At 59.5% G+C, this 26,313-nt stretch carries 25 protein-coding genes; 17 read left to right on the top strand and 8 right to left on the bottom strand.

The window, feature by feature from the left end; genetic code table 11:
• Positions 1-303, bottom strand: a complete 303-nt coding sequence (gene nuoK, locus NBG89_RS19300) for an NADH-quinone oxidoreductase subunit NuoK (RefSeq protein ID WP_088691674.1) — start codon at positions 301-303, stop codon at positions 1-3.
• A complete protein-coding gene (locus NBG89_RS19305; RefSeq protein ID WP_431323755.1) occupies positions 303-803 on the bottom strand; it encodes an NADH-quinone oxidoreductase subunit J family protein in 501 nt (166 codons plus the stop codon). The genes nuoK and NBG89_RS19305 overlap by 1 nt, the downstream gene beginning before the upstream one ends.
• Before the next feature lie 543 nt (positions 804-1,346).
• Here NBG89_RS19305 and NBG89_RS19310 point away from each other — a divergent pair.
• The 6 genes from NBG89_RS19310 (at position 1,347) to NBG89_RS19335 (ending at position 8,431) form a co-directional block, all read left to right on the top strand.
• Entirely contained in the window at positions 1,347-3,278 is a 1,932-nt protein-coding gene (locus NBG89_RS19310) for a HAMP domain-containing methyl-accepting chemotaxis protein (protein ID WP_431323756.1), read from the top strand.
• 263 nt (positions 3,279-3,541) lie between these two features.
• Positions 3,542-3,904, top strand: a complete 363-nt coding sequence (locus NBG89_RS19315; RefSeq protein ID WP_431324581.1) for a hypothetical protein — start codon at positions 3,542-3,544, stop codon at positions 3,902-3,904.
• Between the two features lie 300 nt (positions 3,905-4,204).
• The gene (locus NBG89_RS19320; RefSeq protein ID WP_431323757.1) at positions 4,205-5,458 is read left to right on the top strand and encodes an aromatic ring-hydroxylating dioxygenase subunit alpha; all 1,254 of its coding nucleotides are present in this window, start codon (positions 4,205-4,207) and stop codon (positions 5,456-5,458) included.
• Positions 5,448-6,536 (top strand): FAD-binding oxidoreductase, encoded by a 1,089-nt coding sequence (locus tag NBG89_RS19325; RefSeq protein ID WP_431323758.1) that lies wholly within the window; start codon positions 5,448-5,450, stop codon positions 6,534-6,536. Before NBG89_RS19320 ends, NBG89_RS19325 begins: the two co-directional genes overlap by 11 nt.
• Positions 6,537-6,595: 59 nt before the next feature.
• Complete coding sequence (locus NBG89_RS19330) at positions 6,596-7,870, top strand: M24 family metallopeptidase (RefSeq protein ID WP_431323759.1); 1,275 nt, start codon at positions 6,596-6,598, stop codon at positions 7,868-7,870.
• A 75-nt stretch (positions 7,871-7,945) separates the two neighbouring features.
• Positions 7,946-8,431, top strand: a complete 486-nt coding sequence (locus NBG89_RS19335) for a DUF1643 domain-containing protein (protein WP_431323760.1) — start codon at positions 7,946-7,948, stop codon at positions 8,429-8,431.
• Positions 8,432-8,509: 78 nt separating this feature from the next.
• Here NBG89_RS19335 and NBG89_RS19340 read toward each other — a convergent pair whose 3' ends face one another.
• From NBG89_RS19340 to NBG89_RS19355, 4 genes are read right to left on the bottom strand one after another with little or no spacing between them, the layout of a single operon-like run.
• Complete coding sequence (locus tag NBG89_RS19340; protein ID WP_431323761.1) at positions 8,510-9,439, bottom strand: electron transfer flavoprotein subunit alpha/FixB family protein; 930 nt, start codon at positions 9,437-9,439, stop codon at positions 8,510-8,512.
• Between the two features lie 25 nt (positions 9,440-9,464).
• A complete protein-coding gene (locus tag NBG89_RS19345) occupies positions 9,465-10,214 on the bottom strand; it encodes an electron transfer flavoprotein subunit beta/FixA family protein (protein WP_431323762.1) in 750 nt (249 codons plus the stop codon).
• Positions 10,211-10,846, bottom strand: a complete 636-nt coding sequence (locus NBG89_RS19350) for a dimethylsulfonioproprionate lyase family protein (RefSeq protein WP_431323763.1) — start codon at positions 10,844-10,846, stop codon at positions 10,211-10,213. The genes NBG89_RS19345 and NBG89_RS19350 overlap by 4 nt, the downstream gene beginning before the upstream one ends.
• A 40-nt stretch (positions 10,847-10,886) precedes the next feature.
• Positions 10,887-12,923, bottom strand: coding sequence for an FAD-dependent oxidoreductase (locus NBG89_RS19355; RefSeq protein WP_431323764.1), 2,037 nt, complete (start codon positions 12,921-12,923; stop codon positions 10,887-10,889).
• Positions 12,924-13,067: 144 nt separating this feature from the next.
• On the opposite strand from NBG89_RS19355, the gene NBG89_RS19360 reads away from it, so the two are divergent.
• From NBG89_RS19360 to NBG89_RS19390, 7 genes are all read left to right on the top strand, one after another.
• On the top strand, positions 13,068-13,697 hold the full coding sequence (locus NBG89_RS19360) for a TetR/AcrR family transcriptional regulator (protein ID WP_431323765.1): 630 nt from the start codon (positions 13,068-13,070) through the stop codon (positions 13,695-13,697).
• Positions 13,698-13,709: 12 nt separating this feature from the next.
• On the top strand, positions 13,710-14,504 hold the full coding sequence (locus NBG89_RS19365; protein WP_431323766.1) for a pyrroline-5-carboxylate reductase family protein: 795 nt from the start codon (positions 13,710-13,712) through the stop codon (positions 14,502-14,504).
• Positions 14,505-14,573: 69 nt separating this feature from the next.
• On the top strand, positions 14,574-15,575 hold the full coding sequence (locus NBG89_RS19370) for an ABC transporter substrate-binding protein (protein ID WP_431323767.1): 1,002 nt from the start codon (positions 14,574-14,576) through the stop codon (positions 15,573-15,575).
• Positions 15,576-15,671: 96 nt separating this feature from the next.
• Complete coding sequence (locus NBG89_RS19375) at positions 15,672-16,559, top strand: ABC transporter permease (RefSeq protein ID WP_431323768.1); 888 nt, start codon at positions 15,672-15,674, stop codon at positions 16,557-16,559.
• Positions 16,552-17,631, top strand: a complete 1,080-nt coding sequence (locus NBG89_RS19380; RefSeq protein ID WP_431323769.1) for a quaternary amine ABC transporter ATP-binding protein — start codon at positions 16,552-16,554, stop codon at positions 17,629-17,631. Before NBG89_RS19375 ends, NBG89_RS19380 begins: the two co-directional genes overlap by 8 nt.
• Positions 17,632-17,883: 252 nt before the next feature.
• Complete coding sequence (locus NBG89_RS19385) at positions 17,884-19,869, top strand: FAD-dependent oxidoreductase (RefSeq protein ID WP_431323770.1); 1,986 nt, start codon at positions 17,884-17,886, stop codon at positions 19,867-19,869.
• A complete protein-coding gene (locus tag NBG89_RS19390; RefSeq protein ID WP_431323771.1) occupies positions 19,869-20,888 on the top strand; it encodes an Ldh family oxidoreductase in 1,020 nt (339 codons plus the stop codon). Before NBG89_RS19385 ends, NBG89_RS19390 begins: the two co-directional genes overlap by 1 nt.
• A gap of 49 nt (positions 20,889-20,937) precedes the next feature.
• Here the strand turns inward: NBG89_RS19390 and NBG89_RS19395 are convergent, their stop codons facing one another.
• Positions 20,938-22,800, bottom strand: a complete 1,863-nt coding sequence (locus tag NBG89_RS19395) for an ABC transporter transmembrane domain-containing protein (protein ID WP_431323772.1) — start codon at positions 22,798-22,800, stop codon at positions 20,938-20,940.
• A gap of 297 nt (positions 22,801-23,097) precedes the next feature.
• On the opposite strand from NBG89_RS19395, the gene NBG89_RS19400 reads away from it, so the two are divergent.
• The gene (locus NBG89_RS19400; protein ID WP_431323773.1) at positions 23,098-23,352 is read left to right on the top strand and encodes a hypothetical protein; all 255 of its coding nucleotides are present in this window, start codon (positions 23,098-23,100) and stop codon (positions 23,350-23,352) included.
• A gap of 5 nt (positions 23,353-23,357) precedes the next feature.
• On the opposite strand, the gene hemA is transcribed toward NBG89_RS19400, so the two are convergent.
• Positions 23,358-24,572 (bottom strand): 5-aminolevulinate synthase, encoded by a 1,215-nt coding sequence (gene hemA / locus NBG89_RS19405; protein WP_431322705.1) that lies wholly within the window; start codon positions 24,570-24,572, stop codon positions 23,358-23,360.
• Positions 24,573-24,793: 221 nt separating this feature from the next.
• Between hemA and NBG89_RS19410 the strand changes: the two genes are divergently transcribed.
• The 3 genes from NBG89_RS19410 to NBG89_RS19420 are packed head-to-tail and all read left to right on the top strand — an operon-like array spanning position 24,794 to position 26,292.
• Complete coding sequence (locus tag NBG89_RS19410) at positions 24,794-25,558, top strand: heme ABC transporter permease (RefSeq protein ID WP_431323774.1); 765 nt, start codon at positions 24,794-24,796, stop codon at positions 25,556-25,558.
• Position 25,559: 1 nt separating this feature from the next.
• The gene (ccmD, locus tag NBG89_RS19415) at positions 25,560-25,724 is read left to right on the top strand and encodes a heme exporter protein CcmD (RefSeq protein WP_431323775.1); all 165 of its coding nucleotides are present in this window, start codon (positions 25,560-25,562) and stop codon (positions 25,722-25,724) included.
• Positions 25,717-26,292 (top strand): DsbE family thiol:disulfide interchange protein, encoded by a 576-nt coding sequence (locus NBG89_RS19420; RefSeq protein ID WP_431323776.1) that lies wholly within the window; start codon positions 25,717-25,719, stop codon positions 26,290-26,292. The genes ccmD and NBG89_RS19420 overlap by 8 nt, the downstream gene beginning before the upstream one ends.
• Positions 26,293-26,313 lie beyond the last annotated feature (21 nt).

Genomic DNA, 26,313 nt, shown 5'->3' on the forward strand with positions numbered 1-26,313 from the left:
CTATCCTTTCATCATCGTCACATCGTCGACCTTGAGAGTGGATTTGTTCCTCACAAAGGCGACCAAGATGCCAAGGGCGACAGCAACCTCCGCCGCGGTGATTGCGATGACGAAGATCGCGAAGATCTGGCCGCGGAAATCACCGTACTGGCGCCCAAAAGCGATGAAGTTGATGTTGACCGAGTTGAGCAGCAGCTCGAGCGACATCAGTACGACCAGAATATTGCGCCTGAGCAGTACGCCCGCCGCCCCGATCACGAAGAGGACCACTCCGAGCACGATGTACCAGGAGAGCGGAGCCATCATCCCTCACCCTTCCTCGCCAGTACGATGGCGCCGACCAAGGCGGCCAAAAGGACGACGGAGGCTGCTTCAAACGGCAGCAGGTAGTCGGCAAAAAGCGTCGTGCTGAGCTTTCTGATCTCGTCGCCGTCGCCAACGGCTGCGGGCTCCACAACCGAAAAGCGCTTACTCCAAAGCACCAGCGCGAACATCTCGACCCCAAGCAGGACGAGCAGCACCAGAGCGGGCAGGTTGCTGCCCGGCAAGAACCGCTGCAGCACTGCTTCGCGCACATCGATCATCATGATCACGAACAGGAAGAGCACCATGATCGCGCCGACATAGACGAAGATCTGGATGACGGCGGGCAAGGGTGCGTCGAGCAAGATGAAGATTGCCGAGATCTGCAGGAAGCAAGCCATCAACGCCAATGCACTGTGAACGGGATTGCGCGCCACGACCACCGTCAGGGCCGCAATCACGGACACCGTCGCGAACAGAAGAAAGAACCCCTGACCCATCGACGCGCCCCTCCCACGCAAACTGTCACCCAGCGCGAGATGGCCGGATGTGAAATAGTTGCGCACTTCAGGTGCATTAATAAATTGTGCCCTAGTCTCGGATTTTTCACAAGATTATTGTCGCTATGGAGAAGTCCGGGCCAATCCGAATGTGGCCAATGACACGCGTGAGGGCTGCCGGTAGAGCGAACCTGCGGCCTCCGTCACGGCTGTTCCCCGTCGCACCGATGCCTGACCTGCAAGCATCGGTATTGGTTGCGAACAAGGTGAGCCAATCGCTTAGAGTCGAATCAAGAAAACTGAGCGCTGTTGAATTGCAACCTGTAATACTTGTGCCTGGTATTACTTGGGTGGAGCCCAATTATTTTGCTCATATTATAATTATTAACCATCTTTCATTATCTGTTTGTTCACGAGTGCTTTCTTCACGCAAAGCGGGAAATGAGCTCAACGGCGCTCGGCCGGCGTCCCCGGATAACGCTCATTGTCGCAGCATCGCGCAATTCGTTGCTTGCGCGACTATTTGCGCTTGGAGGATTGCAAATGAGTTTCCGATTTGGCATCGGCCCCCGCCTTTACGCAGCTTTTGGTTTCCTGTTGCTGCTCATGATTGGCTTGACGCTTTTTTCCGTTTCAAAGGTGAACTATGTCGACCACGATCTCGTGCAGATCAATGAGGTCAACAGCGTCAAGCAGCGCTTCGCCATCAATTTCCGTGGTAGCGTTCATGACCGGGCAATTGCCATTCGCGATGTCGTTCTGCGCGATGAGCCGGCCGCTCGTCAGACCGCGATCGATCTCATTGCAAAGCTTGCTGCCACTTATGCCGAAAACGAGCAGAAGTTGAATGCGATGATCGCTGTGCCAGGCGCTGCCACCGAGACCGAGAAGGCGATTATTGCGGAAATCGCCGACGTTCAGTCCAGAACCAATCCCGTTGTCGCAGATATCATTGCGCGCCAGATGGCAAACGATCCGGTGCAGGCCAAGAAGATGCTGATCGAGCAGGCAACGCCGCTCTTCGTAGACTGGCTCAAGGCCATCAACAAGTTCATCGACTATCAAGAAAACCTGAACAAGTCCGTCGGCAGTGGCGTCAGCGCTGTCGTCGCAGGGTTCCAGACGCTGGCGCTGGGTTCGTTGGCAGGCGCAGTCCTTATGGCTGTTGCCGCTGCGTTCCTCGCGACCCGCTCGATCACCTTGCCGATGGCCAAGCTGCAGATCGCCTTGCGGCGGATGGCAGAGGGCAACAATGAAAGCACCAGCGATATCGAGGCCCGCACAGACGAGGTCGGCGATTTGGCGAAGGCCGTTGGCGCCGTTCGCGAAGCCGTGACTTCGCAGGCCGAGGTGCGCGCTGCGGCCGACGCGCGCCGGACTGCTGACGAAAACGCGCGGCTTGAAGCAACCGCTGCGGAACGCGAAGCGCTTGCAGCACAGACAAATGATGCCGTTCACCGGCTCGGCCACGCGCTTGAGGAAATGGCTGGCGGCAATCTTGATGTCCGTCTCGACAAGCCGTTTGCGGTCTCTCTCGATACACTGCGCGTAAACTTCAACAACTCCGTCGAGAAGCTTCAATCTGCGTTGAAGACGATCGGCGATAACGCATTGTCGATCGATGCGGGGGCCCGCGAGATCAGTGAAGCATCCAACGACCTGGCAAAGCGTACCGAACAGCAGGCGGCATCGATCGAACAGACCGCAGCAGCACTCGACGAAATTTCGACGACGGTTAATGACGCAACCCGTCGCGCGGAGGAGGCTGGCAAGCTTGTTGAACGAACACGCACCAATGCCGAGCGTTCCGGCGAGGTCGTGAGGCGTGCGGTCGCCGCGATGAGCCAGATCGAAGGTTCCTCGAACGAGATCAACAATATCATCAGCGTCATCGATGACATCGCATTCCAGACCAACTTGCTGGCGCTGAATGCCGGAGTCGAGGCCGCACGTGCCGGAGAGGCGGGCAAGGGCTTTGCCGTCGTCGCTCAGGAAGTTCGCGAACTTGCTCAGCGCTCCGCCAATGCCGCCAAGGAGATCAAGCAACTGATCAGCAATTCCGGCGATCAGGTGCGTTCCGGCGTGACGCTTGTCGGGGAGACCGGCACGGCGCTGACAGAGATCGTCAGCGAAGTGCAGGAAATCAACCGTCACGTGAACTCGATCGTCGAGGCTGCGAAGGAACAGTCCACGGCCCTGAAAGAAATCAATGCCGCGGTGAATTCGCTTGATCAATCCACGCAGAAGAATGCGGCGATGGTCGAGGAGACGTCCGCAGCTAGCCATAGACTGGCTGACGAAGCAGGGTCGCTGACAAATCAGCTGTCCAAATTCCGCTTTCAGGGCTCTGCCGGGACGACGCAATCTCACTATGCACCGCGAGCGCCACAAAGAAACGCTCCAGCCGCAATGGCACGAAAGATCTCGACAGCCTTTGCCGGCGGTGCGGCTGCTGAAGATTGGCGGCAATTCTGAACAAACGACACGACAAAAAAGCGCCGCGACCCTCGATGTTGCGGCGCTTTTTCGTTCAGATTTCCGTCATCGGCATTGCGTCTGGCCCGGCTGCGAACGCGTCTGTTACCCTTCGGGACTGCAAACGATCTTCTTTTTGAGCGTTTCGTGTGGCAGTTCACGGGTGAACCGCCAGGTATCGACGTCGATCCCGAGTGCGGGCCCCACGGTGCGGGCGGCCTTTCCCGCGAAAGGAGACGGAGTTGGCTGACAATCGCACACCAATGCTTCGATCATTGCTCGTCATCGCCGCCTTCTTCGCGTCCGCATCGGCCGCGGCATCATGGGACATCGAAAATGATCGCTCCACGTCAATCAAGCACGGCCTGTTCGAAATCCGTGAAGAGGCCAGACGCTTCATCTCGAATGAGAACGCCAAGGGGCTTCAGCAATGGGAAGTCATGGAGCCCAATCTGAAGACATTCGTTCCTCGCTGCGCGGTGCCTCTCAAAGCACGGTGGACGCCGAAGAGCTTTGGCCTCTCGCGACAAAGCGTGATGGTGATATGCCCGACCGCGATTGCGAATATTGCGATGGGAAGCTGGTATGTGCACGTGCCTGTACGGCAGAAGCAAAACCTCGATTGACCACCGACTTTGGGTTCAGTCTGCCAGTTCCAAACTGGCAGGCTGACACGCTGACGGAGGGCGAAAGGGACTGGCTGACGCCCCGGAGGGAAACACCATTCGCCAGCAACGCGATTTGCCGACCTACGGCCGCCTGGATAACCCAAGCTCGCAGGACACTGATCAACGCCATCATCGACGATGAAACTGCATCGCATCCTCAATCGCATTACTCTGCGTTATGCGTGCGTGATAATTAATGCCGTTGAAGAGGCTGGGTAGCAAGAGCAGTCTGAGCAAAGACAAGCATTAGGGGCTCTCATGCTAAACAAACTTCCTTCCTCGATCTCCGCCCTTCTCGACGCTCGCGCGAACGGACACTCGCTGCCCGCCGGCCTTTACACGCGGGAGGACGTCTTCGACGCCGACATCGATGTTTTCTTCCACAAACACTGGATCTGCATCGGTCTCGACTGCGACGTTCCGGAAGCGGGCGATGCCACGGTCATCGACATCGGCAAGACAAGCCTCATCCTGCTTCGCGATGACGACGGCGAAATTCGGGTGCTGCACAATGTTTGTCGCCACCGCGGCGCCCGTCTGCTGGACGAGGGAAAAACGATCGTTTCGAAGCTTGTCTGTCCCTATCACACCTGGACCTACGAGCTGACCGGCGAGCTCAGTTACGCTCCCCATATGGGCAAGGACTTTGACAAGGATTGTCACGGACTGAAACCCGTGACCTTCAAGTCGATCGGCGGTCTGATCTACGTTTGCCTTTCGGATAACCCACCCGAGGACATCGACGTGCTTGAACGCACGATGGTCGAACGCCTGGCTCCCTACGACATCCGCAATGCGAAGGTGGCCCATCAGACGGATGTGATCGAGGATGGCAACTGGAAGCTGACGATGGAGAATAATCGTGAGTGCTACCACTGTTCTGCGAACCATCCCGAGCTCTGCGTATCCTTCATCGATCTCGACTTTGGCTTCGATCCGGAAACCTTGAGCCCGGAGGACCGCGCGCAGGCGGAAGAACACTTCCGGCTGTATGAAGAAAAGACCAACGCCTGGGAGGCCGACGGCTTCCGATCTGCTGCCGTCGAGCAACTCCTTGACTGCGCCACGAACTTCCGCACGCAAAGACTGATCATCGCTGGCGCGGGCGAATCCCAGACGCATGACGCCACGGCGGCATCATCGAAGCTGCTCGGCCACATGACACGGAAGGACTTGGGCGACACCCATCTTTGGGGCCACAACTCCTGGAACCACTTCATGGGTGACCACGCTGTGGTCGCTATCGTTATCCCCTTGTCGGCGGGCAAGACCCTGGTCCGGACAAAGTGGCTGGTACACAAGGATGCGCTCGAGGGCATCGATTACGATCACGACAAGCTCACCGATGTCTGGATTGCAACAACCGACCAGGACGCTGATCTGGTGGCACGCTCCCATGCCGGCGCACTCGATCCTGCCTACCGGCCGGGCCCCTACTCGCAATTCTCGGAGACAAACCTCGACAAGTTTGCCACGTGGTATATCGATCGGATGCGCGCAAATGGATATTGATTTCGCACAGAAGCAGGGCGGCGCAGCGCTGCGCGACACATGGGATCCAGAGCACGACGACACCCTGGTGTGCCTGGACGTCCATCAGGAAACCCACGACGTCAAGAGCTTCACCTTTGCGTCACCGCAAGGCAAGCGCTTCAGCTTCGATGGTGGGCAATACTTCCTCTTCGACTTCCCGATTGGCGATGACGCCGAGCCACGCTGCTACAGCATCTCGTCCTCGCCGCACCGCTCCAACGCCTTCACCGTGACGGTCAAGCGGGTCGTAAACGGAAGAATATCGAACTGGCTTCACGACAACATGCGAAGCGGCATCACCGTGAAGGCTCAAGGGCCGCTCGGTCATTTTGTCTGTCCGCGCGTCACCGTCCCGAAGCTACTGCTTCTCTCCGGTGGGTCCGGCATTACTCCCGTGATGTCCATTCTGCGCGGTCTGGCGGATCGCTGCGAGCCGGCCGATGTCGTCTTTCTCCATGCCGCTCGCTCCCCAGTCGACCTGATCTTTCGCAACGAACTGAGTTGTCTTGCCGCCCGCATGAAAGGCCTTCGCCTGCAGTTTCTGCCGGAGAGCGTCGATGGGGAGCCATCCTGGCCGGGGCTGACGGGGCGCATCTCGCCCGACTTCCTCAAGCTCGCCGTGCCCGACATCGCGGAGCGAACCGTGATGTGCTGCGGCCCGGCGCCGTTCATGGCTGCCGCCCGCTCGATCGCAGCGCAGCTCGGAGTACCGGCGAACAGCTACATCGAGGAAAGCTTCGATGCCGCGATTGTCGACGAACCGGCGGTCATCGGTGAGGCCTCGACACCAAACAAGGTTTTTCAGGTCGAGTTCGCCAAGCAATCCCGAAAGATAGAGGTCGCCGACGACCAGACCGTTCTTGCCTGCGCAAAGAAGACGGGGGTACGCATCCCTTCGTCCTGCTCCAATGGCGTATGCGGCACCTGCAAGTCGAAGCTGGTTTCTGGCACCGTGGATATGAACCACAATGGCGGTATACGGCAACGAGAGATCGACGCTGGACTATTTCTACCGTGCTGCTCCAAGCCTCTCAGCGACCTGGTGATTGATCGCTGACGCCGGAAGCCTCGGCCCCACAAGACCTATCCTTCGACGACTATATTTAGGGATCGCCCATGCTGCTCAGAGACAGCATCTCCGACCAAGGCCCCTCGGTGTTCAAGGACGAACGCAAGCAGGCCTATCTCAATCCAGCCGGGGCCGATCGGCCACTCGTCAGTCCAATCCCTCTCCAGACTCTCGATAGCGCCCGGCGGTATCGGCTGAACCGCCTTCGATCAAAAATGATGGAACGGGATTGTTCGGCGTTGCTGTTGTACGATCCGGTCAACATCCGTTATGCGTTCGATTCGTCAAACATGAGCATTTGGACGATGCATAACCCCTCGCGATATGCGCTCATTTTGGCTGACGGCCCCGCCATCATGTTTGAATTCGAGGGATCGGAGCACGTCAACGACGGGCTTCCTGGCATCGATGAAATCCGGACGTCCAAATCCTTCCTGTTCTTCACCTCAGGTAATCTGGTCGAGCACAGGATGAAGGACTGGGCCAACGAAATCGCGGACATCGTGACGTCCCACGGGCGCAACAACAGACTGGCCGTCGACCGGTTGGAGCCGGCGCCGGCGTCGGAGCTTCAAAAGCGCGGTTTGGAACTGCTGGATGGCCAGGAGCTGGCCGAACGAGCCCGATCGATCAAAAGCCCCGAGGAAATCGATCTCATGCGCTGGACGATCCGAGTGTGCGAAGCCGGGATGGCCCGCATGTACGAGGTCTCCGAGCCGGGACGAACGGAGCGCGAGATCTGGGCGGAGCTTCATTTTGAGAATGCCCGCAGTGGCGGCGAATGGCTTGAGACGAAGCTCCTGACCGCTGGCCCACGAACCAATCCCTGGTATCAGGAGTGCTCCGACTACGTCATAAAGCGCGGCGAGATGATCTCGTTCGATACCGACATGATCGGACCATACGGATATTGCGCCGATCTGTCGCGCTCATGGACCTGCGGCCATGTGGCAATGAATGACAAGCAAAAGGAGCTCTATTCGGCAGCGCTGGACCAGATCGAGCATAACCTTTCGATCATTCGTCCTGGCATGACATTTGTTGAATTCAACGAAAGGAGCTGGCACATTCCTGAAAAGTACCAGCCTTATCGCTATACTCTGGCCGTGCACGGGACAGGAATGGCGGACGAATGGCCTGGCATCCTGCTCCACCCCGATTTCGACCAGAATTTCAGCGGCTTCATCGAAGAGAACATGGTTTTGAACGTCGAAAGTCTGATTGCGGTGGAAGGGTCGGAGAGCATCAAGTTGGAAACACAGGTTCTTGTAACATCGCAAGGAGCGGAGCGCCTGGACTCTTTCCCTTGGGAAGACATCTGACAGGAAACACGCGGGGGACACCGCAACGCGCCTCTTTAGGCCCTGGGCGAGAGCGCCGGTGAATGGAGAAGGCGGATGGACGACTTCACCATCTCTTCTGCACGATTTTCAAGGTGTGGCTGCTATCGATATCGGCTGGAGCGACAGTGGGACCCCCTACGGGAAACTGTCGCGTTCCTGATGCTCAACCCATCCACAGCGGACGCCTCCAGCACTGATCCGACGCTACGTCGATGTATTGCCTTTGCAAGGTCGTGGGGCTTCGGTGGTCTCGTCGTCGGGAATCTCTTTGCCCTTCGATCGTCCAATCCAAGATGGCTCTATGAGCAAGCGGATCCAGTTGGGCCGGAAAACGATCGATACTTATGCGAGATGTCCGAAAGCTGCGACCGGATCGTGTGCGGTTGGGGAAGGCATGGTGCCTATCTTGGTCGAGCTTCTGACGTTTGTGGAATGCTCGCGACGTCAAAGCTCTACGCGCTCAAATTCACGTCGGATGGGCACCCCTCCCACCCACTCTATATCTCGGGCACAGCCGAGCCCAAGCCATTCCAATGTTGAGCCCGCTATTGCCAGTGGCGCCCAGGTCGGAAGGCCGAGACACTACCGCGGTCGACCTTTCGCTGGTTTGATGCGTGGCTAGAGGGACTTTTCCAGCTCCGGCAGGACGTCGAAGAGATCGGCGACGAGCCCGTAGTCTGCGACCTGGAAGATCGGGGCCTCCTCGTCCTTGTTGATGGCGACGATGACCTTCGAGTCCTTCATGCCGGCGAGATGCTGGATCGCACCGGAGATGCCGCAGGCGATGTAGAGCTCAGGCGCGACGACCTTGCCGGTCTGGCCGACCTGCCAGTCGTTCGGGGCGTAGCCGGCATCGACGGCGGCACGGCTTGCGCCGACGGCGGCGCCGAGCTTGTCGGCCACCGGCAGGATGACTTCCCTGAACTTCTCCGCCGAACCAAGCGCGCGGCCACCCGAGATGATGATCTTCGCAGACGTCAGTTCCGGACGGTCGGAGGCCGACAGTGCATCCTTGACGAAGGTCGACAGGTCAGGATTGGCAGCGGCGGCGATGGTTTCGACCGGAGCCGAACCGCCTTCGGCAGCGGCGGCGAACGAGGCGGTGCGCACGGTGATGACGCGTCTGGCGTCGGTCGTCTGCACCGTCTGGATGGCGTTGCCGGCATAGATCGGCCGCTTGAAGGTGTCGGAAGAAACAACTTCTGTTATTTCCGAAACCTGAGCGACGTCGAGAAGAGCTGCGACCCGCGGCATGACGTTCTTGCCGGTCGAGGTGGCGGCGGCGATGATCGTGTCGTAGCTGCCTGCCAGCGAAACGATCAGCGCGGCCAGCGGCTCGGCGAGATTGTGGGCGAGGCTTGCATCCTCGGCAAGGAGCACCCTGGACACGCCCGACAGCCTGGCGGCCTGATCGGCCGCAGCCCTGGCACCGGCGCCGGTGACGAGGATGGTGACGTCGCCGCCGATCTTGGCGGCCGCCGTCAGCGTCTTGGCGGTCTGGTCGGAAAGGTGGCTGCCGTCGTGGTCAGCCAGAAGAAGAATGGCCATGGATATATCTCCCTGTCTCGGAACCTTAGAGGACGCCGGCTTCGACTTTAAGCTTCTCAACCAGCTCGGCGACCGACTTGACCTTGACGCCGGCCTTGCGGCCCGATGGTTCCTCGGTCTTCAAGACCTTCAGGCGCGGCGCGGTGGAGACGGAAAAATCGGCAGGAGCTTGTCTGTCGAGCGGCTTCTTCTTCGCCTTCATGATGTTCGGCAGCGAGGCATAGCGCGGCTCGTTCAGGCGCAGGTCCGAGGTGACGACGGCGGGCAGCTTGATCTCGATCGTCTGCAGGCCGCCATCGACTTCGCGCGTCACCTGAGCCTTGCCGTCACCGATCTCGATCTTCGAGGCGAAGGTCGCCTGGGCGAGCCCAAGCAGGGCCGCCAGCATCTGGCCGGTCTGGTTCGAGTCGTCGTCGATCGCCTGCTTGCCGACGATGATCAAGCCCGGCTGTTCGGCGTCGACGACGCCCTTCAGGATCTTGGCCACAGTGAGCGGCTCGACTTGATCGTCGGTCTCCACCAGGATCGCCCGGTCGGCACCCATGGCGAGCGCGGTGCGCAGCGTCTCTTCCGCCTTGGCCGGACCGATCGACACGACGATCACCTCCTCGGCCTTGCCGGCTTCCTTCAGCCTGAGCGCCTCCTCGACGGAAATCTCGTCGAACGGGCTCATCGACATCTTCACATTCGCAAGCTCGACGCCCGTGCCATCCGGCTTCACCCGGATCTTCACGTTGTAGTCAACCACCCGCTTCACGGGGACGAGAATTTTCATGGCGGCACCTGTTCGCTAGAGTTCGGGTTCGAGCCATCGCTTCGTCCGGGCCGGAGCATCCAGAATGCAAAGAGTGGCTTCTGCGTCGATCGCATGGCATGTTTTATCCCCGGCGAGTTGTAGAAGGATCCGCCGATACCGGGTGAAAACCAGGCAGAACCCCCGTGCTGGAACTCTCCCTCGGACATCACGAGATAAACCTCCTCGGGGGCATGGTCGTGATCAGGATATCGCATGTTCGGCGCCATCAGCGTGGCACCAAACCAGACGTCATTGCGCTCTTCCAGGCCTCCCGGTCCGATGATCATCGCGTTCGCATGCCCATCCTCAAAGTTTTCACTTGCGGTACCGGACGTGTCCTGCCGGCGGCGCCACGTCAGAAGTGGCTCGATTGACTGAAATCGAGACTGAAGGTCCCGCAGCAGCTGCGAGCCGGCACCGAGTGAAATCATCGGCAAGAACTGGCATGCTGGTAATCGGCTGCCTTTCCCCGGGCGTTGTTCGCCTGGCACCCGGAGGGCCGAAAAGACCTGGCCGAGTGATTGTCGGGCCCGCGGATCGTGGGCATGCTTGTCGAACGCCGCCTGTGCGGCGTCGACAAGAAGCTGCAGCTGATCACCACGTTCTGCCACTGACGGATCTCCGTTCGTTTAAGGTCCGCTCCAGTGTCGCCTAGAGGTCCTTGGCGATGCGCAGGCCGTCGTATATGGCCGCATGGGTATTGCGAGCCGCGACGGCATCGCCGATCCGGAAGAGCTGGAACTTTCCTTGCGCGTTGCGGACCACCGACTGCATCTCACCAGCCAGGAGCTGGTCGTAGGAGGTCTCGCCTAGATTGCTCGAAAGAGGCTTGAGGTCGAAATAGAGCTCGTCGAGCGGGATCGTGCCATGGTTGACGACAATCTGGTCGACGACACGCTGCTTCGACACGCCGCCGTAATCGCTTCCGACCGTGGCAACGATCTGGTTTCCGGTCCTTTCGGCGGCCTCAAGGCGGAAGGTGACTGTGAAGGTCACATCCAGTTTCTGGAGAGATCGCATGTAAGGGACAAGGTTCATGGCCATGACCTCCGGCGCAAAGGAGCGATCGGGCGTCATGATCTCGACCTTCGCGCCCGCCTTGGCAAGGAACTCGGCGGCCTGCAGTCCCGCGTGGTCTCCGGCATCGTCGAAGACGAGGACATTCGAGCCCGGCTTCACGTCGCCGGAAATGATGTCCCAAGACGACACGACAAGATCGTTGCCCTTGGTCAGAACCTCGGTGTGAGGAAGACCTCCCGTCGCGATGATGACGACATCGGGCCTCGCCGCGGTGATCGTGTCAGCTTCCGCCCAACTATTGAAATGGAAGGTCACACCGTACTTCTCACATTGGGCCATGCGCCAGTCGATGATGCTGATCATTTCCCGACGGCGTTCGCTCTGAGCGGTCAGGCGGATCTGTCCGCCCGGATTGTTCGCGGCTTCGAAGACGATGACCTCGTGGCCGCGTTCGGCAGCAACGCGCGCCGCTTCGAGGCCTGCCGGGCCGGCGCCAACGACGACGACCTTCTTGCGCATCTCGGCCTTGGGAATGACATGAGGCATGGTCTGTTCGCGGCCGGTAGCGGCGTTGTGAATGCAGAACGCCATGCCACCCTGGTAGATGCGATCAAGACAGTAGTTGGCGCCGACGCACGGGCGGATGTCGTCCTCGCGCTTCTCGATAATCTTCCGGACGATGTGAGGATCCGTCATGTGCGCGCGCGTCATGCCAACCATATCGACCTTGCCCGCGGCGATCGCGTGACGGGCGGTAGCGACATCCGGAATCTTCGCGGCATGGAACGTCGGGAAATTTGTTGCAGCGCGGATCTCGCCAGCAAAATCGAGGTGTGGCGAGTTGGCCATGCCTTGGATTGGAATGACGTCGGTCAGGCCCGGATCCGTGTCGATGTGACCACGGATGACGTTCAAGTAGTCGACGAGACCGCTGTCGCGCAACCGCTTCGAAATTTCGATCCCTTCGGCCTTGCCCGTACCGCCTGGAAGACACTCGTCAGCGGTGTAGCGGATGCCGAGGATGAAATCGTCGCCGACCCTCTCGCGCATCGCCTTGAACACATCCAGACAGAAGCGCATGCGGTTTTCGAGCGGCCCGCCATATGGACCTTCCAGCTCGTTGGTCAGAGGAGAGGCAAACTGGTCGATCAGGTGTCCATAAGCTTCCAGTTCCACGCCGTCCATGCCGCCGGCCTTCATGCGCTCGGCGGCATCGGCAAAGTCCTTGATGATGCGCTCGATATCCCAGTCTTCGATCTTTTTCGGAAACGCCCGGTGCGACGCTTCGCGATGATGGGACGGTGCCACGACTGGGAGCCAGTCGCCTTTGTCCCAGCGCGTACGCCGACCGAGATGGGTGAGCTGGATCATAATCGCCGCGCCCTGCTCATGTACCGCATCGGTCATCTCCCGGATCCACGGGACGATCTCGTCCTTGTAGGCGAGCAGGTTGTTGAAGACGGGTGGGCTGTCCTTGGAGACTGCTGCCGACCCCGCCGTCATCGTCATGGCAACACCGCCTTTGGCCCGTTCGACCGTATAGGCCCGGTAGCGTTCCTTGGGCATGCCGTCCTCAGGATAGGCTGGCTCATGGGATGTCACGATGATGCGGTTGCGTAGCGTCAGATGCTTGAGTTGGTACGGCTGCAGCAGGGGATCGTTCGACATCAGTCGTGCTCCGGATTAGGAATTGGTTCGGACGCTAAGCACAATGTACATATGTGTCAATCATGAAAACACAGTCGTCGAATTTGATTGACAGTAATGTACATTTTGATTGCGTCGACCTGAACGATTTGCTAGGAGCTGGTTATGGACCAAAGTTTAAGCGACAGTGGCTGGCGTGGATCGCAGGAGGGATGGCTGGAGGCGGCCTATGACTCCCTGCTGGAGTCCGGGGTCGATTCCGTGAAGATCTTGCCCCTGGCGAAGAAGCTCAATCTCTCGCGAACAAGCTTCTACTGGTTCTTCAAAGATAGAGAGGAACTGCTGGCGGGACTGGTATCGCGCTGGCGTGAGAAGAACACTGGCAGCATCGTCAAGCAGTCGGAGGCCTATGCCGAGACTCTGGCCGAGGCGATGCTAAACGTGTTCGACTGCTGGCTCGATTTCAGGCTTTTTGACAGCAAGTTCGAATTTGCCGTCAGAAGTTGGGCGCTTCAGTCAGACGGGATTCTCGCAGAGGTCCGCGAGGCCGATCGGACCCGAATGGATGCACTCGCGCGCATGTTCATGCGGTTCGGCCACGCCGAGAACACGGCCGACGTTCGCGCACGAACGACTTACCTCGTGCAGATCGGCTACATCTCCATGCAGGCCAAGGAAGATGTCGCCGTCCGCATGAAAAGAATCCCGGAATACATCGCGATCTACACTGGCGAGATACCACAGCAGCGAGAGCTCGATCGCTTCTACGCAAGACACGGATACAAGCCCGGCTAGGAGGAAAGGACGATGAGCGTCTCGTTGAGGATCGGAGTGATTGGCGGAGCCGGATGGCTCGGAGGCGCAATTGCCAGCTCCATCCTCGACGCAGGCATCGTCAGATCAGAGCATCTTTCGCTTTCCTATCGCAGCGCAAAACCGGAACGCTTCCCCGGCGCCTTTTGGACGACAGATAACCAGGAGCTGGTGGACAGATCCGATGTCGTGATCATGTCGGTTCGACCGCAGGACTGGGACGTCGTCTCGATCGACGCGAAGCAGAAGCTGCTGATCTCGGTGATGGCGGGCATTCGTATTTCCGCGCTGCGGGAAAGACACAAGACCGAACGGGTCGTGCGAGCGCTTCCCAATGCCGCGGCGGAAGTCTCGATGTCCTACACCCCTTGGATCGCATCGAAAGGTGTGGAGGAACGCGACCGAGATATCGTCAGAACCATCTTTGGCGCCTGCGGAATCCAGGACGAGGTCAAGAGCGAACGGGACATCGATTATCTAACCGGCTTTTCGGGCACTGGGCCCGCCTTTCCGTCCTTGCTGGCATCGGCGATGATGGACCATGCGGTCGGCCACGGACTCTCCGTCGACGTGGCGCGTCGCGCGGTGGTCGCGCTGCTTATGGGAACGGGCCGCCTGCTGGAAAAACGCCAGGAATGTCCGAACGACATCGTGCGTGCTTTTGTAGACTACCGCGGGGTCACGGCGGCGGCAATCGAGGAAATGCGTGCAGCAGGCTTCAACGACGCCGTCTCCAGGGGATTGTCCGTCGCGTTCAAGAAATCGGAGAGCATGGGCGATTCCCCATGATGACCGTAGGGTGGGACTACGCGGCATCCCACTCTCAAGACATGCGCCGCAATAATAAAGGGAACGGGAATGAAAAAACTATTGGCATCCACCTGCATGATGTTCGGGCTGCTGGGAGTGGCCTCATATGCGAACGCCGCCGACTGCGGCTCCCTGACGATCGCCAGCATGAACTGGCAGAGCGCCGAGGTTCTTTCGAATCTCGATAAGATCATCTTGAACGAGGGATATGGCTGCCAGGCGGAAATCACCGTCGGCGATACCGTTCCGACGATCACCTCGATGGCCGAAAAAGGCGAACCCGACATCGCCCCGGAAGCCTGGGTCGATCTCCTTCCTGATGTCGTGAAGAAAGGCACCGAGGAAGGGCGCATCGTTAAGGTTGGTTCGCCCCTGCCCGATGGCGGCGTCCAAGGTTGGTGGATCCCCAAATACCTCGCGGACGCCCACCCTGATGTGAAGACCATTCCGGACATGCTCAAGCACCCGGAACTGTTCCCTGACCCGGAGGATTCGTCCAAGGGGGCAATTTTCAACGGACCGCAAGGCTGGGGCGGAACGGTCGTCACCTCTCAGCTCTATAAAGCCTTCGACGCAGAGAAGGCGGGCTTCAAGCTTGTCGACACGGGCTCCGCGGCCGGTCTCGATGGCTCGATTGCGAAGGCATACGAGCGCAAGCAGGGTTGGGTTGGCTACTACTGGGCTCCCACCGCTTTGCTTGGCAAGTATCAGATGGTGAAGCTCGAGGCTGGTGTTCCGGCCGACGCGGCTGAATGGAAACGCTGCAACACGGTGGCGGATTGCGCAGATCCCAAGCCGAACGCCTGGCCCGTTGATACGATTGTCACTCTGGTGGCGAAGCCATTTTCCGAAAAAGCCGGCCCGGATGTCATGTCCTATCTGCAGAAGCGCTCCTGGAGCAATGAGACTGTCAACACGCTGATGGCATGGATGACCGACAACCAGGCAAGCGGTGAGGACGGTGCAAAGCACTTCCTTAAGGAAAACAAGGACATATGGACAAAGTGGGTGTCGGAAGACGCAGCAAAGAAGATCGAAGCCTCGCTTTGATAGTTGAATAGGCGGCGCGTTCTGACGCGCCGCCCTTTCAGAAGCCGGAAATAACCAAAAGACTTGCAACGGCTCTTTCAGAGAAAGGGGAACCGAATGGAATGGTTTTACAAATTTCCGCATATGAACGACGACAGTCTTCGCGATCTAAAGAAGGCGATCGATGACGGTTTTCGCGCGTTCACGCGCGCCTACGGCGACGCGATCGAGAGCTTCTTTTCTCCGTTGCAACACTTCCTGATCGCTGTCGACCGCTTCATGACCCAGACGCCGTGGCCGATCATAACGCTTATGATCCTCGTTGTTGCATGGCTGGCGAGCCGCAGCCTGAAGATTGTGCTCGGATGTCTAGTGACGCTGTTGCTTATCGGCTATTTCGACATGTGGGACGACACCATGCGGACCGTCTCGATGATCTTCGTCTGTACGGTCTTGTCCATCGCGCTCGGTTTGCCGATCGGTATTCTGATGGCGCGCTCGGACCGGTTCCAGCGAATTGTCCATCCGATCCTCGACGTCATGCAGACGATGCCGAGTTTCGTCTACCTGATCCCCGTCGTCATGCTGCTCGGGATTGGCCGTGTTCCCGGTCTCATCGCCGTTGTGATCTACGCAATTGCGCCGATGATCCGACTGACCGACCTTGGCATTCGATTGGTCGACAAGGACGTCCTTGAGGCAGCCGATGCCTTCGGAGTGTCGAATTCCCAGAAGCTTTTCAAGGTGCAGATGCCGCTCGCATTGCCAACGATCATGGCTGGGATCAACCAGACGATCATGATGGCGCTGGCGATGGTCGTGATAGCATCGATGATCGGTGTCCAGGGGCTTGGGCAACCCGTTCTGAAGGCGATTGCCAATCAGTACTTCACGCTGGGTATTTTCAACGGCCTTGCCATCGTCGGCATCGCCATCATCTTCGATCGAGTCAGCCAGGCATACGGCAAGCGACTCCAGAAGCATCGGGAGATCGTCCATGGCTGATCATGATTTCGGCGGTATCAGGATCCGCCATCTCTTCAAGATCTTCGGTCCGAATGCCAGCTCCTATATCGAGGCAGTCCAGAACGGACTGACCAAGGCTGAATTGAACAGAAAATACGGTCACGTCCTTGGACTGCGTGATATCAACATCGAAATGCCGTCGGGCGCCATCCAGGTCATCATGGGTTTGTCCGGTTCGGGGAAATCGACGCTCATTCGTCATATCAACCGACTGATCGACCCGACAGCCGGGGAAGTGCTGGTCGACGGCATCGACGTCGTCAAGATGGACGAGACTGAGCTTCGCACATTCCGCAGGCACCAGACGGCGATGGTCTTTCAGAAGTTCGCGCTGCTTCCGCATCGTAACGTTCTCGACAACACGCTCTTCGGCCTTGAAGTCCAGGGCGTGGAGCGTTCGAAGGCCGTCGACGTCGCAATGCGATGGCTGGAGCGCGTCGGTTTGAAGGGCTTTGAGGAAAAATACCCGAACCAGCTTTCGGGCGGCATGCAGCAGCGCGTCGGATTGGCGCGAGCACTCTCGAACGACGCGCCGGTTCTTTTGATGGACGAAGCCTATTCTGCGCTCGACCCGCTGATCCGCACCGATATGCAGACGGTGCTGCTCGACATTCAGAAGGAAATCAGAAAGACGATCGTCTTCATCACGCATGACCTCGACGAGGCACTTCGGCTGGGAGACCGGATCGCAATCCTGCGCGACGGCGAAGTCATTCAGCAGGGAACGAGCCAGGACATCGTCTTGCGGCCAGCCGACGAGTATGTCGCGAACTTCGTCAAGGAGGTCAACAGGGGCCGCGTCGTGCAAGTGGAAGCAATCATGCAGCCCTGGCAGGCAGGCGCTATTCCAGGCCGGACGACAATTGTTGCCGGCTCGACGGTTGAAGAGGCCGTTCGCAATCTCGCGTCCGCGCCCGATGGCGACGTCACGGTCGTCTCTGCGTCAGGGCAGCCTGTCGGCATCGTAACTTTCCGCCAGCTTGCTAGCGCCATGGTCAACAATCAGGATGCCGAGGATCACCGCTCGCGCCCGCTCGCGGCAGTGCTTTGACGCGGGGAAGAGGCGCTCTCATGCCCCCTCGATACCGGATATCCTCGCAGGGATATGCAGCGCGATAACGGACCACGGCAGCCGTCGGGTTGGCCACATCGCGAACGGCCCCTTCTGTTGTTCGCTGTCTGGCGGTTGATCCGACACATATGCAAAGCAATCGCCGGTCACGGCGCTGGTGCACATCCTCATTGAAGGTTCAAGAAGCCGCCGAACTCTCGCCCCCGGACGCATAGTGCAGAAGGATCCCAGATGTCGAAGCTCTATCCTCGCCTCACGTCCTCCATCGACCTTCGTGGACACCGGTTGCGCAACCGTATCGTCTTCGGGGCGCACACGGCCAACATGGCCAGAGAAGGGTTGCCGGGCAACCAGCATGCCGCCTACTACGCCGAGCGGGCGATCGGCGGCGCGGGGATGATCGTGGTCGAGCCGATGCCGGTCCATCCCGCAGCCGTCTTGACCAGAGGCAATTTCCGTCCGGCGGACGACGCCGTCGTTCCGCACTTCAGACGGGTGACGTCGGCAATCAAGGAGAACGGCGCAGTCGCGATCCAGCAGCTCTACCACGTTGGGGCTCACGGGGACTGCGACAATTCCTATCACGCGCACTGGTCTCCGTCCGGCCTGCCCAGCTACCATGACAGCGACGGGTCGCATCCAATGAGCGAGGCCGAGATCTTTGAAACGATCGAAGGATTTGTACAGGCAGCGCGCCGATGTCGCGAGGCCGGATTCGACGGCATCGAGGTGTGGGCGGCCTATCTCGGGCTTGTCGAGCAGTTCTGGACCCCATGGTCGAACCGCCGGCAGGACAAATGGGGCGGCTCGTTGGCAAACAGGACTCGCTTCTCGCGGGAGATCATGAGCCGAATCCGCGAACAATGCGGTGATGATTTCATCATCGGCCTGGCGATCAGCGACGAGCCTGACCACAGCGTCGCTCTTACCAGGCAAGAGCTTGCCGAGATCGTCGCGTTGCACGACGAACTGGGCCTTGTCGACTATGTCACATGCGGCTCAGGAGGTTATCTCGACTTCCACAAACTCATGCCGACTTTCGTCTATCCGGAAAAGCTCGGCGCTGACCTCGCCGCCGTGATTAAGAGAGCGGTAAAGACGGCGCTCGTGATCGCCGAGAGTCACATCAGGACACCCGAAAACGGTGAGACGGTTCTTGGCGAAGGCGCCGCCGATCTCGTATCCATCGTGCGCGGCCAGATCGCCGATCCCCACCTCGCCCGCAAAGCCATGGAGGATCGTCCGGACGATATCCGCGGCTGCATATCCTGCAACCAGATGTGCTGGGGCCGCCGATCTCGCGATTATTGGATCAGTTGCCTCGTCAACCCTTCCGCCGGCCGGGAACACGCATGGGGTGGCGACCGCTTCACGCCAGCCACGAAGCCGAAACGCGTCCTCGTGGTAGGAGCCGGTCCCGCCGGACTGGAAGCGGCCAGGGTGGCCGCAGAGCGCGGTCATCACGTAGTGCTGGCAGAGGCGTCCAGCAGGGTTGGCGGCAACTTTCTTCTTGCCGGCTTGCAGCCTCGGCGGGCGCAAATTCTCGATCTCCTCGCTTGGTACGAGCGGCAACTGACGAAGCTCAAGGTCGACGTGCGACTGAACACCTACGTCGAAGCGTCCGACATCGACGGCCTTGGCATCGACGCTGTCATCAGTGCCACGGGCTCGGTTTCGCCCGAGACTGGCTTCCAGAAGGCACTTCCCGCCGTTGAGACGCTGCCGGGATACGAGAAGGGGAACGTCTTCACGGTAGAGGCTGTTATGGCACGCCAGGCCCGCCCCGGAAAACGTGTCCTGCTTCTCGACGAAGGCGGCGGCTGGCGCGGATGTGGAACGGCATGGAAGCTTGCTGAGGACGGGCATGCCGTTACGATCCTCTCGCCCGACCCACTGGTCGGAAAGGAGTTGCAGCGCACCACGGCCGACGTTCCACTTCGCAAGACCCTCAGACGGCTCGGTGTAAACTGGCGTCTCGAGGTCAGCGTGCTGGAATGGCACGGCAACGGCGCTACCCTCCTCGATCACAACAGTGGTGAACGGTTCTTCGAGGAAGGAGACAGTCTCGTGCTGGCCACAACAAATGCACCTGCCAACCGGCTCAGCGAGGAACTACGCGCGGGCGGGCGCGATTTTGTCGAGATCGGGGACTGTGCTGCACCACGCCAGGCGCCCTATGCCTTTTACGAAGGCAGAAAAATAGCGCTGGAATTGTGATGCCCGATGACGCGCTGACGATGGCGATCCCCGAGATCCGCGGCCTCGCGATGGATGCTTGCTTGGCTTGCGGAGCAAGCTCCTCGGTCGCGCGGTCGCTGGTGGATGCGACAATATCGGCCGCTTGCGAGGGCACGCGGGATCTCGGATTTCCACATCTTATGGATTACCTCGCACGCTTCAGGTCAGGTGGGATCAATGGCCAAGCGAGGCCAAAAATCCAGCATCCGCTACCGGCCCTTATCCAGGTCGACGCCGACGGCGGCATCGCTCAGCTTGGCTTCGACATCATATTCGAGGACTATGTGAAGAGGATTCGCACATTCGGCGTGGCCACGTTCACCCAGAAGAACAGCTTTACCGCAGGCGAACTCGGTTACTACGTTCGCCGCTTGGCCGCCCAGGGAATTCTTTCCATCGCGGTTGCCAACGGCCCCGCGCTGATGACAGTTCCGGGCTCGCGCAGGAAGATATTCTGCACCAATCCGATTGCGTTTGCGGCGCCCGCAGGACCAGGAAGAAAGCCCGTTGTCATCGACCAGGCGTCGAGTGCGACCGCCTTCGTCAAACTGCGTTCTGCAGCTGACGAGAAGCGGAGTATTCCGGATAGTTGGGCACTGGATGGGAACGGGCAGCCAACCACCAACGCCGCCGAAGCCATAAAAGGCGCGCTGCTTCCGTTCGGCGGGTACAAAGGCGCCAATATAGCACTGATGGTGGAGCTGCTCGCTGCAGGTCTGTCCGAGGCTGCCTGGTCGATGGACGGAGACAACTTCGTCGACGATACCAAGCGGATCGATGCGGGGCTGACGGTCATCGGGATGGCTCCAATCGATACACTTGGGTTTGCGGAACGCCTGGACAGGTATGCTTCGCGCCTCGAGGATTGCGGCGTTCATGTGCCAGGCCGAAATCGTGACCGGCCGCTACCGGCCCATGTTACCGTGCCCTTGGTACTGGTCGAGAAGCTGAAGCACTTGGCCCTCTCTACCCACCCGACCAATGATGCGCGCTGCTGATCAAACGATTGCTTGGCTGCGGGCATTATGCCGCTCTTTCGCTACGCTCCTATGCGGCATCCTTCTCATGCTCAGGACCGTCCGGTGTCTTGAACTGCAGTTCAGCCAGACGCTTGTAGAGCCCCCCGCCGCGCAGAAGCGAGGAATGCGTGCCCTGCTCGACGATCCGGCCTCCGTCCATCACCAGAATTCGGTCCGCCCTGAGAACCGTTGCGAGCCGATGCGCGATGACGATCGTGGAACGATTGTCCATGAGTTGCTCCAGCCCCTGCTGAACCAACTGCTCGTTCTCCGCGTCGAGCGACGCCGTGGCTTCGTCGAGAAGCAGGATTGGAGCGTCTTTCAGAATGGCTCGGGCAATCGCGATCCTCTGCCGTTGTCCGCCGGAAAGAGTGAGCCCCCGCTCGCCGACCACCGTATCGTATCCGTTTGGCAACGCGTTGATGAAACCGTGCGCCTGAGCCCTTGTGGCGGCGGCAATGACGTCCTCTCGTGTGGCGTCCGGACGCCCGAATGCGATGTTCTCGAAGATCGAGCTCGCGAATATGGTGACATCCTGTGGAACGATCGATATTTCCTTTCGAAGATCGTGCGGAGAAATCGACCGCAGATCCCTTCCATCGATCGAAAGCTTGCCTGCATCGGCGTGGTAGAACCCGAGCAACAGCGAAAACACCGTGCTTTTGCCTGAGCCTGAAGGTCCGACCAACGCAATCGTTTCTCCGGGAGCGACATTCATCGACAGTCCGGCGAGAACCTCTTTTTCTGGGGCGGTAGGATAGGAGAAATGCAGGTCGGAGATTTCGATGCCGCCTGTTACCGGACCCTTCAACGGTACGCACGCCCCCGACTCGGGTAGTTGTGTCTCTTCATTTAATAGGTCGAACAACCTGCCGGCGGCGCCCGCGGCCTGCGCGAGTTCTCCCCACACCTCCGAAAGCGAGCCCAATGATCCTGCCGCGATAACCGAGTAGATCAGAAATTGGCTCAGGTTTCCCGCAGACAGCGTGCCAACGAGGACGCTTTGGGCACCTAACCAGAGCACGCCGACAACGCTGCTGAAGATCACAGCGATTGCAACGCCCGTCAGCCACGCGCGCGCACGCGCCGCGATAACAGCCCTGTCATAGGACAGCTCGACGTCGCGGGCATATCTTTGTCGGGCGGCATCCTCCGTATTGAAAGCCTGGACGGTTCGATTTGCCGCGATGATTTCGCTGGCATAAGCCGATGCGCTGGCAAGCGCATCCTGTGCGGCGCGCGATTTCTTGCGCACGGACCGTCCGAAGTAGATGAGCGGCGCGATTATGAGCGGAATGACGCCGATCGCGATCGTGGATAGGCGCGGGCTGGTGACGAACATCATGCCGAGCGCGCCCGCACAGAGAATCGAGTTTCTCAGAGCCACGGACGCCGACAGGCTGACCGCCGCTTTGATCTGGGTCGCGTCTGCCGTCAGGCGCGAGGCTATCTCTCCCGAGTGATTGGAATCGAAGAACCGAGCCGGAAGGCGAACGATGTGGTCGAAGACCTTGGAGCGAAGGTCGGTCACGATCCGCTCACCGAGCGTGGTGACGAAGTAGTAGCGGAGCGCGCTGGCTACGGCCAATGCGACAGCCAGAGCCATCACCATGAGAAAGTATCTGTCGATGAACGCCCCGTCTGCCTGCCCGAAACCGTTGTCGATCATGCGACGAACGGCCATCGGCAGAGAGAGCGAAATCAACGCGGCGCAGGTGAGTGCCAGCACCGCGCAGATCGTCAGCCCGCGATGATGTCTGAGAAAAGGAGCAAGTTGCACGAGGCTCGCCGCGGCCTGCTTTCGTGAGGGCGGTAGATGACGGCTTGCGTCGTCGCGTTCAAGCGACTGGTCCTTGAGGCTGGCAGTCTGTCGGTCGTGCTGAGCTATCATCAAAGCCTTGATCTCCGAAAAAATGTGATGGTGCCCTTGTCCACCTGACGGGTTGTGGCGTCTTTGATCATGATCAATTATCGGAAAGCGCTTTCGAGGCCGGACGCCCTTGGGCTCACTCGACTGGCAAATGGAGCGGTCCTGGGTTTCTGCCCGCCGGCGCAGAACGTCGTACCCCATCCCGCGCCTGCGGCTCGTCGGTGCTGCACTTAACCCTTCGTAAGTGAATGAGCCCTATTTATGGGATGCGTTTTCCCCTGAAGGCGCACGGAAGAACCTCGCGTCAAGGACCGGGCATTGGTAGAATCGTCGGCGTCTTCTTCAGCGCGTGTGGCCTCCCTGGTGGAGGCGCTGCTCGGTGCCGGATGCGATATGTGGTCGGTCGGAACGGGCTACTTTGTGGGAGAGCCGCGCGAGGAACCCGCGGCAACCCGTGCTCAGGAAATTCTGCGTGAATTTGGTCCACGGGACCACTTGAGGTCCGAAATCTCAAACCATCTGCGGGCGATCGGTCGCGACATCGCCCGCGATTTTGCCTCGGACCAGGCCTAAGGCAACTAGGCCACCTGCCGCGCAAGCGCGCAGCGCGACCAGAGCGAATGCAGGGCGTCGACGAGATGCTCGATGTCGGCATCGCTGTGCAGCGGCGTCGGGGTGATGCGCAGCCGCTCGGTCTTCTTCGGCACCGTCGGGTAGTTGATCGGCTGCACGTAGACACCGCAATTGTCGAGCAGCAGATCGGAGATCCACTTGCACTTGGCGGCATCGCCGACCATGACCGGGACAATATGGCTCGGGTTCGGCATATGCGGAATGCCGCGCTGATCAAGCAGGGCCCTGAGCTTGCGGACCCGATCCTGATGCCGCGCCCGCTCGAACGGGCTGGCCTTCAGATGCTGGATCGAGGCAACCGCACCGGCAGCCAAGGCCGGTGGCAGCGCCGTCGTGAAGATGAAACCGGAGGCAAAGGAGCGGATGAAGTCGCAAAGGGCGGTCGAGGCGGCGATGTAGCCGCCCATGACGCCGAACGCCTTGCCGAGCGTGCCCTCGATGACCGTCAGGCGATCCATCAGCCCCTCGCGCTCGGCAATGCCGCCGCCACGCGGTCCGTACATGCCGACGGCATGCACTTCATCGAGATAGGTCATCGCGCCGTACTTGTCGGCGAGGTCGCAGATCTCCTTGATCGGGGCGATATCGCCATCCATCGAATAGACGGATTCGAACGCGATCAACTTCGGCGCCGTCGGATCGGCGGCCGCCAGCTTGGCTTCGAGATCATGGATGTCGTTGTGCTTCCAGATCACCTTGTCGCACTTGGCATAGCGGATGCCTTCGATCATCGAGGCGTGGTTCAGCGCGTCGGAGAAGATGATGAGGCCGGGGATCTTGGCGCCGAGCGTGCCGAGTGCCGCCCAGTTGGAGACATAGCCCGAGGTGAAGATCAGCGCCGCTTCCTTGCCGTGCAGGTCGGCGAGCTCGCGCTCGAGCAGAACGTGGTAGTGGGTGGTGCCAGAGATATTCCGGGTGCCTCCCGCACCCGCGCCACAGTGATCGATGGCATTCTTCATCGCCTCGATCACCTTCGGGTGCTGGCCCATGCCGAGATAGTCATTGGAGCACCAGACCGTGACGTCCTTCGGGCCGTCTGGCGTGTGCCGCGTGGCGCGCGGAAAGCTGCCGCGGTGACGCTCAAGATCGGCAAAAACGCGATAGCGGCCTTCAGCGTGAAGCCCGTCCAACTCGCTTTTGAAAAATGCTTCGAAATCCATCATCTGCTCCTTCTGCGAAGCGATCGGTACAGGAGGCTGACGCGGTCGTATTTGATCTTGGTCAAGCAACTGGCGTTTCACATCTTAAATCGATCCGCGTCCAGGTGTCGGGTCGGCCTACCCTCTCTGCGAAGAGTAAAATGGCAGCAGTTGCTTGCTTTCATCTCTTCATTGATCGGGATCAATTAGCGGGGGCGAGTTTGGCGCTAAGGCATGCACGCATGAACCCATACGCCCGATTGAAAAGCACCATTGTCGGTTTGGCCCAGCCCACCAGGTTTTTGGAGGTCGCCGAGCGCGTGCTTCCCTTCCTGCTGGCTTTCACCGCGCTCTGTCTTGTGGGAGGCTTGTATCTGAGCTTTAGCTCCGACGTGGATTACCAACAGGGCTCGACGGTCAGGATCATGTACGTCCATGTCCCGTCGGCCTGGATCGCCATGCTCTGCTACACCGTGATGACCGCCAACGCGATCGGGTCCATCGTATGGCGACATCCATTGGCCGATGTTGCTGCCAGGGTCGCAGCGCCGCTGGGCGCCACATTCACCTTCGTATCGCTGGTGACGGGAGCGATCTGGGGCAAGCCGATGTGGGGCACATGGTGGGTCTGGGACGCACGCCTGACCTCTATGTTTATCCTGTTCATCATGTATCTCGGTCTCGTCGCCATCAACCGGGCGATCGATGAGCCGACGCGTGCCGCGCGCGTCACTGCGGTTCTCATCATCGTCGGGTTCGTGAACATCCCGATCATCAAGTTTTCCGTCGATTGGTGGAATACGCTCCACCAGCCTGCAAGCGTTCTCCGGTTGGATGGACCGGCGCTCGACATCGAATTCCTGCGGCCATTGATGGTCATGGGCCTCGCGTTCGTCACGCTCTTCTTCACGCTCTACCTGGCGTCGATCAGAAACGAGATCTGGAGAAGAAAGCTCATCGCACAACACAGGCTCGCAGCAAGAGCTGCAGTTCACAAGGAGAATTGAAATGGATCACGAGCACTATGTGGTCGCGGCGTACGCCTTGACGTTTACCGTGATGTTGGCAACGGCTCTCAAGGTCTGGCTTGCCGGCCGAAGCTACCGTCGACAAGTGAGAGTCCTTGCACCCGTTCGCCGTCATCGGCCACGCGACGAGCGTCCGCATGCGTAACTACGTTGTGGCCGGTCTCCCACTGATCGTGTTTCTGGGAATCGCCGGCGCTGTCGCGAATACTCTCTATCGCGAATCCGTAAAGGGGTACTCGCCGACGACGATTCCCTCCGCACTTATCGGACAGCAGCATCCGGCAGTGAACCTTCCCCCGCTCGCGGGCCTACAGACACCGGCGCTCGACGATAGCGTCTTCGAAAATCAGGTCGTCGTCCTGAACATCTTCGCATCGTGGTGCGTCCCTTGTCGGCAGGAACATCCGGCACTTATGCAGCTCGCCAAGGACCCGCGCGTCAAGCTGGTGGCCGTCAACTACAAGGACGCACCGGAGAAGGCGTTGGCCTTCCTTGAGGAAAACGGAAATCCGTTCGCTGCCATCGGCGTCGATAATGCGGGACGAAACGCGATGGACTGGGGCGTGTACGGGGTTCCGGAGACTTTTGTGATTGATCGCACGGGACGGATAACGCACAGGCATGTCGGACCGTTGGACGAAAACAGCCTCTCACGCGAGATCAACCCTGCGATCGACGCCGCCCCCTCCTTTGGTCAGCGGCCAGACGTCTGATTTTTAGCGTTGCGCAAAGAG

This window comes from Rhizobium sp. YTU87027 (genome assembly GCF_050644135.1).
In the GTDB taxonomy this organism is placed as follows: Bacteria; Pseudomonadota; Alphaproteobacteria; order Rhizobiales; family Rhizobiaceae; genus Rhizobium.

Excerpts from the sequence above, each read along its gene's own strand:
- nuoK (WP_088691674.1), bottom strand. The coding sequence starts at position 303 with ATGGCTCCGCTCTCCTGGTACATCGTGCTCGGAGTGGTCCTCTTCGTG.
- NBG89_RS19305 (WP_431323755.1), bottom strand. The coding sequence starts at position 803 with ATGGGTCAGGGGTTCTTTCTTCTGTTCGCGACGGTGTCCGTGATTGCG.
- NBG89_RS19310 (WP_431323756.1), top strand. The coding sequence starts at position 1,347 with ATGAGTTTCCGATTTGGCATCGGCCCCCGCCTTTACGCAGCTTTTGGT.
- NBG89_RS19315 (WP_431324581.1), top strand. The coding sequence starts at position 3,542 with ATGCTTCGATCATTGCTCGTCATCGCCGCCTTCTTCGCGTCCGCATCG.
- NBG89_RS19320 (WP_431323757.1), top strand. The coding sequence starts at position 4,205 with ATGCTAAACAAACTTCCTTCCTCGATCTCCGCCCTTCTCGACGCTCGC.
- NBG89_RS19325 (WP_431323758.1), top strand. The coding sequence starts at position 5,448 with ATGGATATTGATTTCGCACAGAAGCAGGGCGGCGCAGCGCTGCGCGAC.
- NBG89_RS19330 (WP_431323759.1), top strand. The coding sequence starts at position 6,596 with ATGCTGCTCAGAGACAGCATCTCCGACCAAGGCCCCTCGGTGTTCAAG.
- NBG89_RS19335 (WP_431323760.1), top strand. The coding sequence starts at position 7,946 with ATGGACGACTTCACCATCTCTTCTGCACGATTTTCAAGGTGTGGCTGC.
- NBG89_RS19340 (WP_431323761.1), bottom strand. The coding sequence starts at position 9,439 with ATGGCCATTCTTCTTCTGGCTGACCACGACGGCAGCCACCTTTCCGAC.
- NBG89_RS19345 (WP_431323762.1), bottom strand. The coding sequence starts at position 10,214 with ATGAAAATTCTCGTCCCCGTGAAGCGGGTGGTTGACTACAACGTGAAG.
- NBG89_RS19355 (WP_431323764.1), bottom strand. The coding sequence starts at position 12,923 with ATGTCGAACGATCCCCTGCTGCAGCCGTACCAACTCAAGCATCTGACG.
- NBG89_RS19360 (WP_431323765.1), top strand. The coding sequence starts at position 13,068 with ATGGACCAAAGTTTAAGCGACAGTGGCTGGCGTGGATCGCAGGAGGGA.
- NBG89_RS19365 (WP_431323766.1), top strand. The coding sequence starts at position 13,710 with ATGAGCGTCTCGTTGAGGATCGGAGTGATTGGCGGAGCCGGATGGCTC.
- NBG89_RS19370 (WP_431323767.1), top strand. The coding sequence starts at position 14,574 with ATGAAAAAACTATTGGCATCCACCTGCATGATGTTCGGGCTGCTGGGA.
- NBG89_RS19375 (WP_431323768.1), top strand. The coding sequence starts at position 15,672 with ATGGAATGGTTTTACAAATTTCCGCATATGAACGACGACAGTCTTCGC.
- NBG89_RS19380 (WP_431323769.1), top strand. The coding sequence starts at position 16,552 with ATGGCTGATCATGATTTCGGCGGTATCAGGATCCGCCATCTCTTCAAG.
- NBG89_RS19385 (WP_431323770.1), top strand. The coding sequence starts at position 17,884 with ATGTCGAAGCTCTATCCTCGCCTCACGTCCTCCATCGACCTTCGTGGA.
- NBG89_RS19390 (WP_431323771.1), top strand. The coding sequence starts at position 19,869 with ATGCCCGATGACGCGCTGACGATGGCGATCCCCGAGATCCGCGGCCTC.
- NBG89_RS19395 (WP_431323772.1), bottom strand. The coding sequence starts at position 22,800 with ATGATAGCTCAGCACGACCGACAGACTGCCAGCCTCAAGGACCAGTCG.
- hemA (WP_431322705.1), bottom strand. The coding sequence starts at position 24,572 with ATGGATTTCGAAGCATTTTTCAAAAGCGAGTTGGACGGGCTTCACGCT.
- NBG89_RS19410 (WP_431323774.1), top strand. The coding sequence starts at position 24,794 with ATGAACCCATACGCCCGATTGAAAAGCACCATTGTCGGTTTGGCCCAG.
- ccmD (WP_431323775.1), top strand. The coding sequence starts at position 25,560 with ATGGATCACGAGCACTATGTGGTCGCGGCGTACGCCTTGACGTTTACC.
- NBG89_RS19420 (WP_431323776.1), top strand. The coding sequence starts at position 25,717 with ATGCGTAACTACGTTGTGGCCGGTCTCCCACTGATCGTGTTTCTGGGA.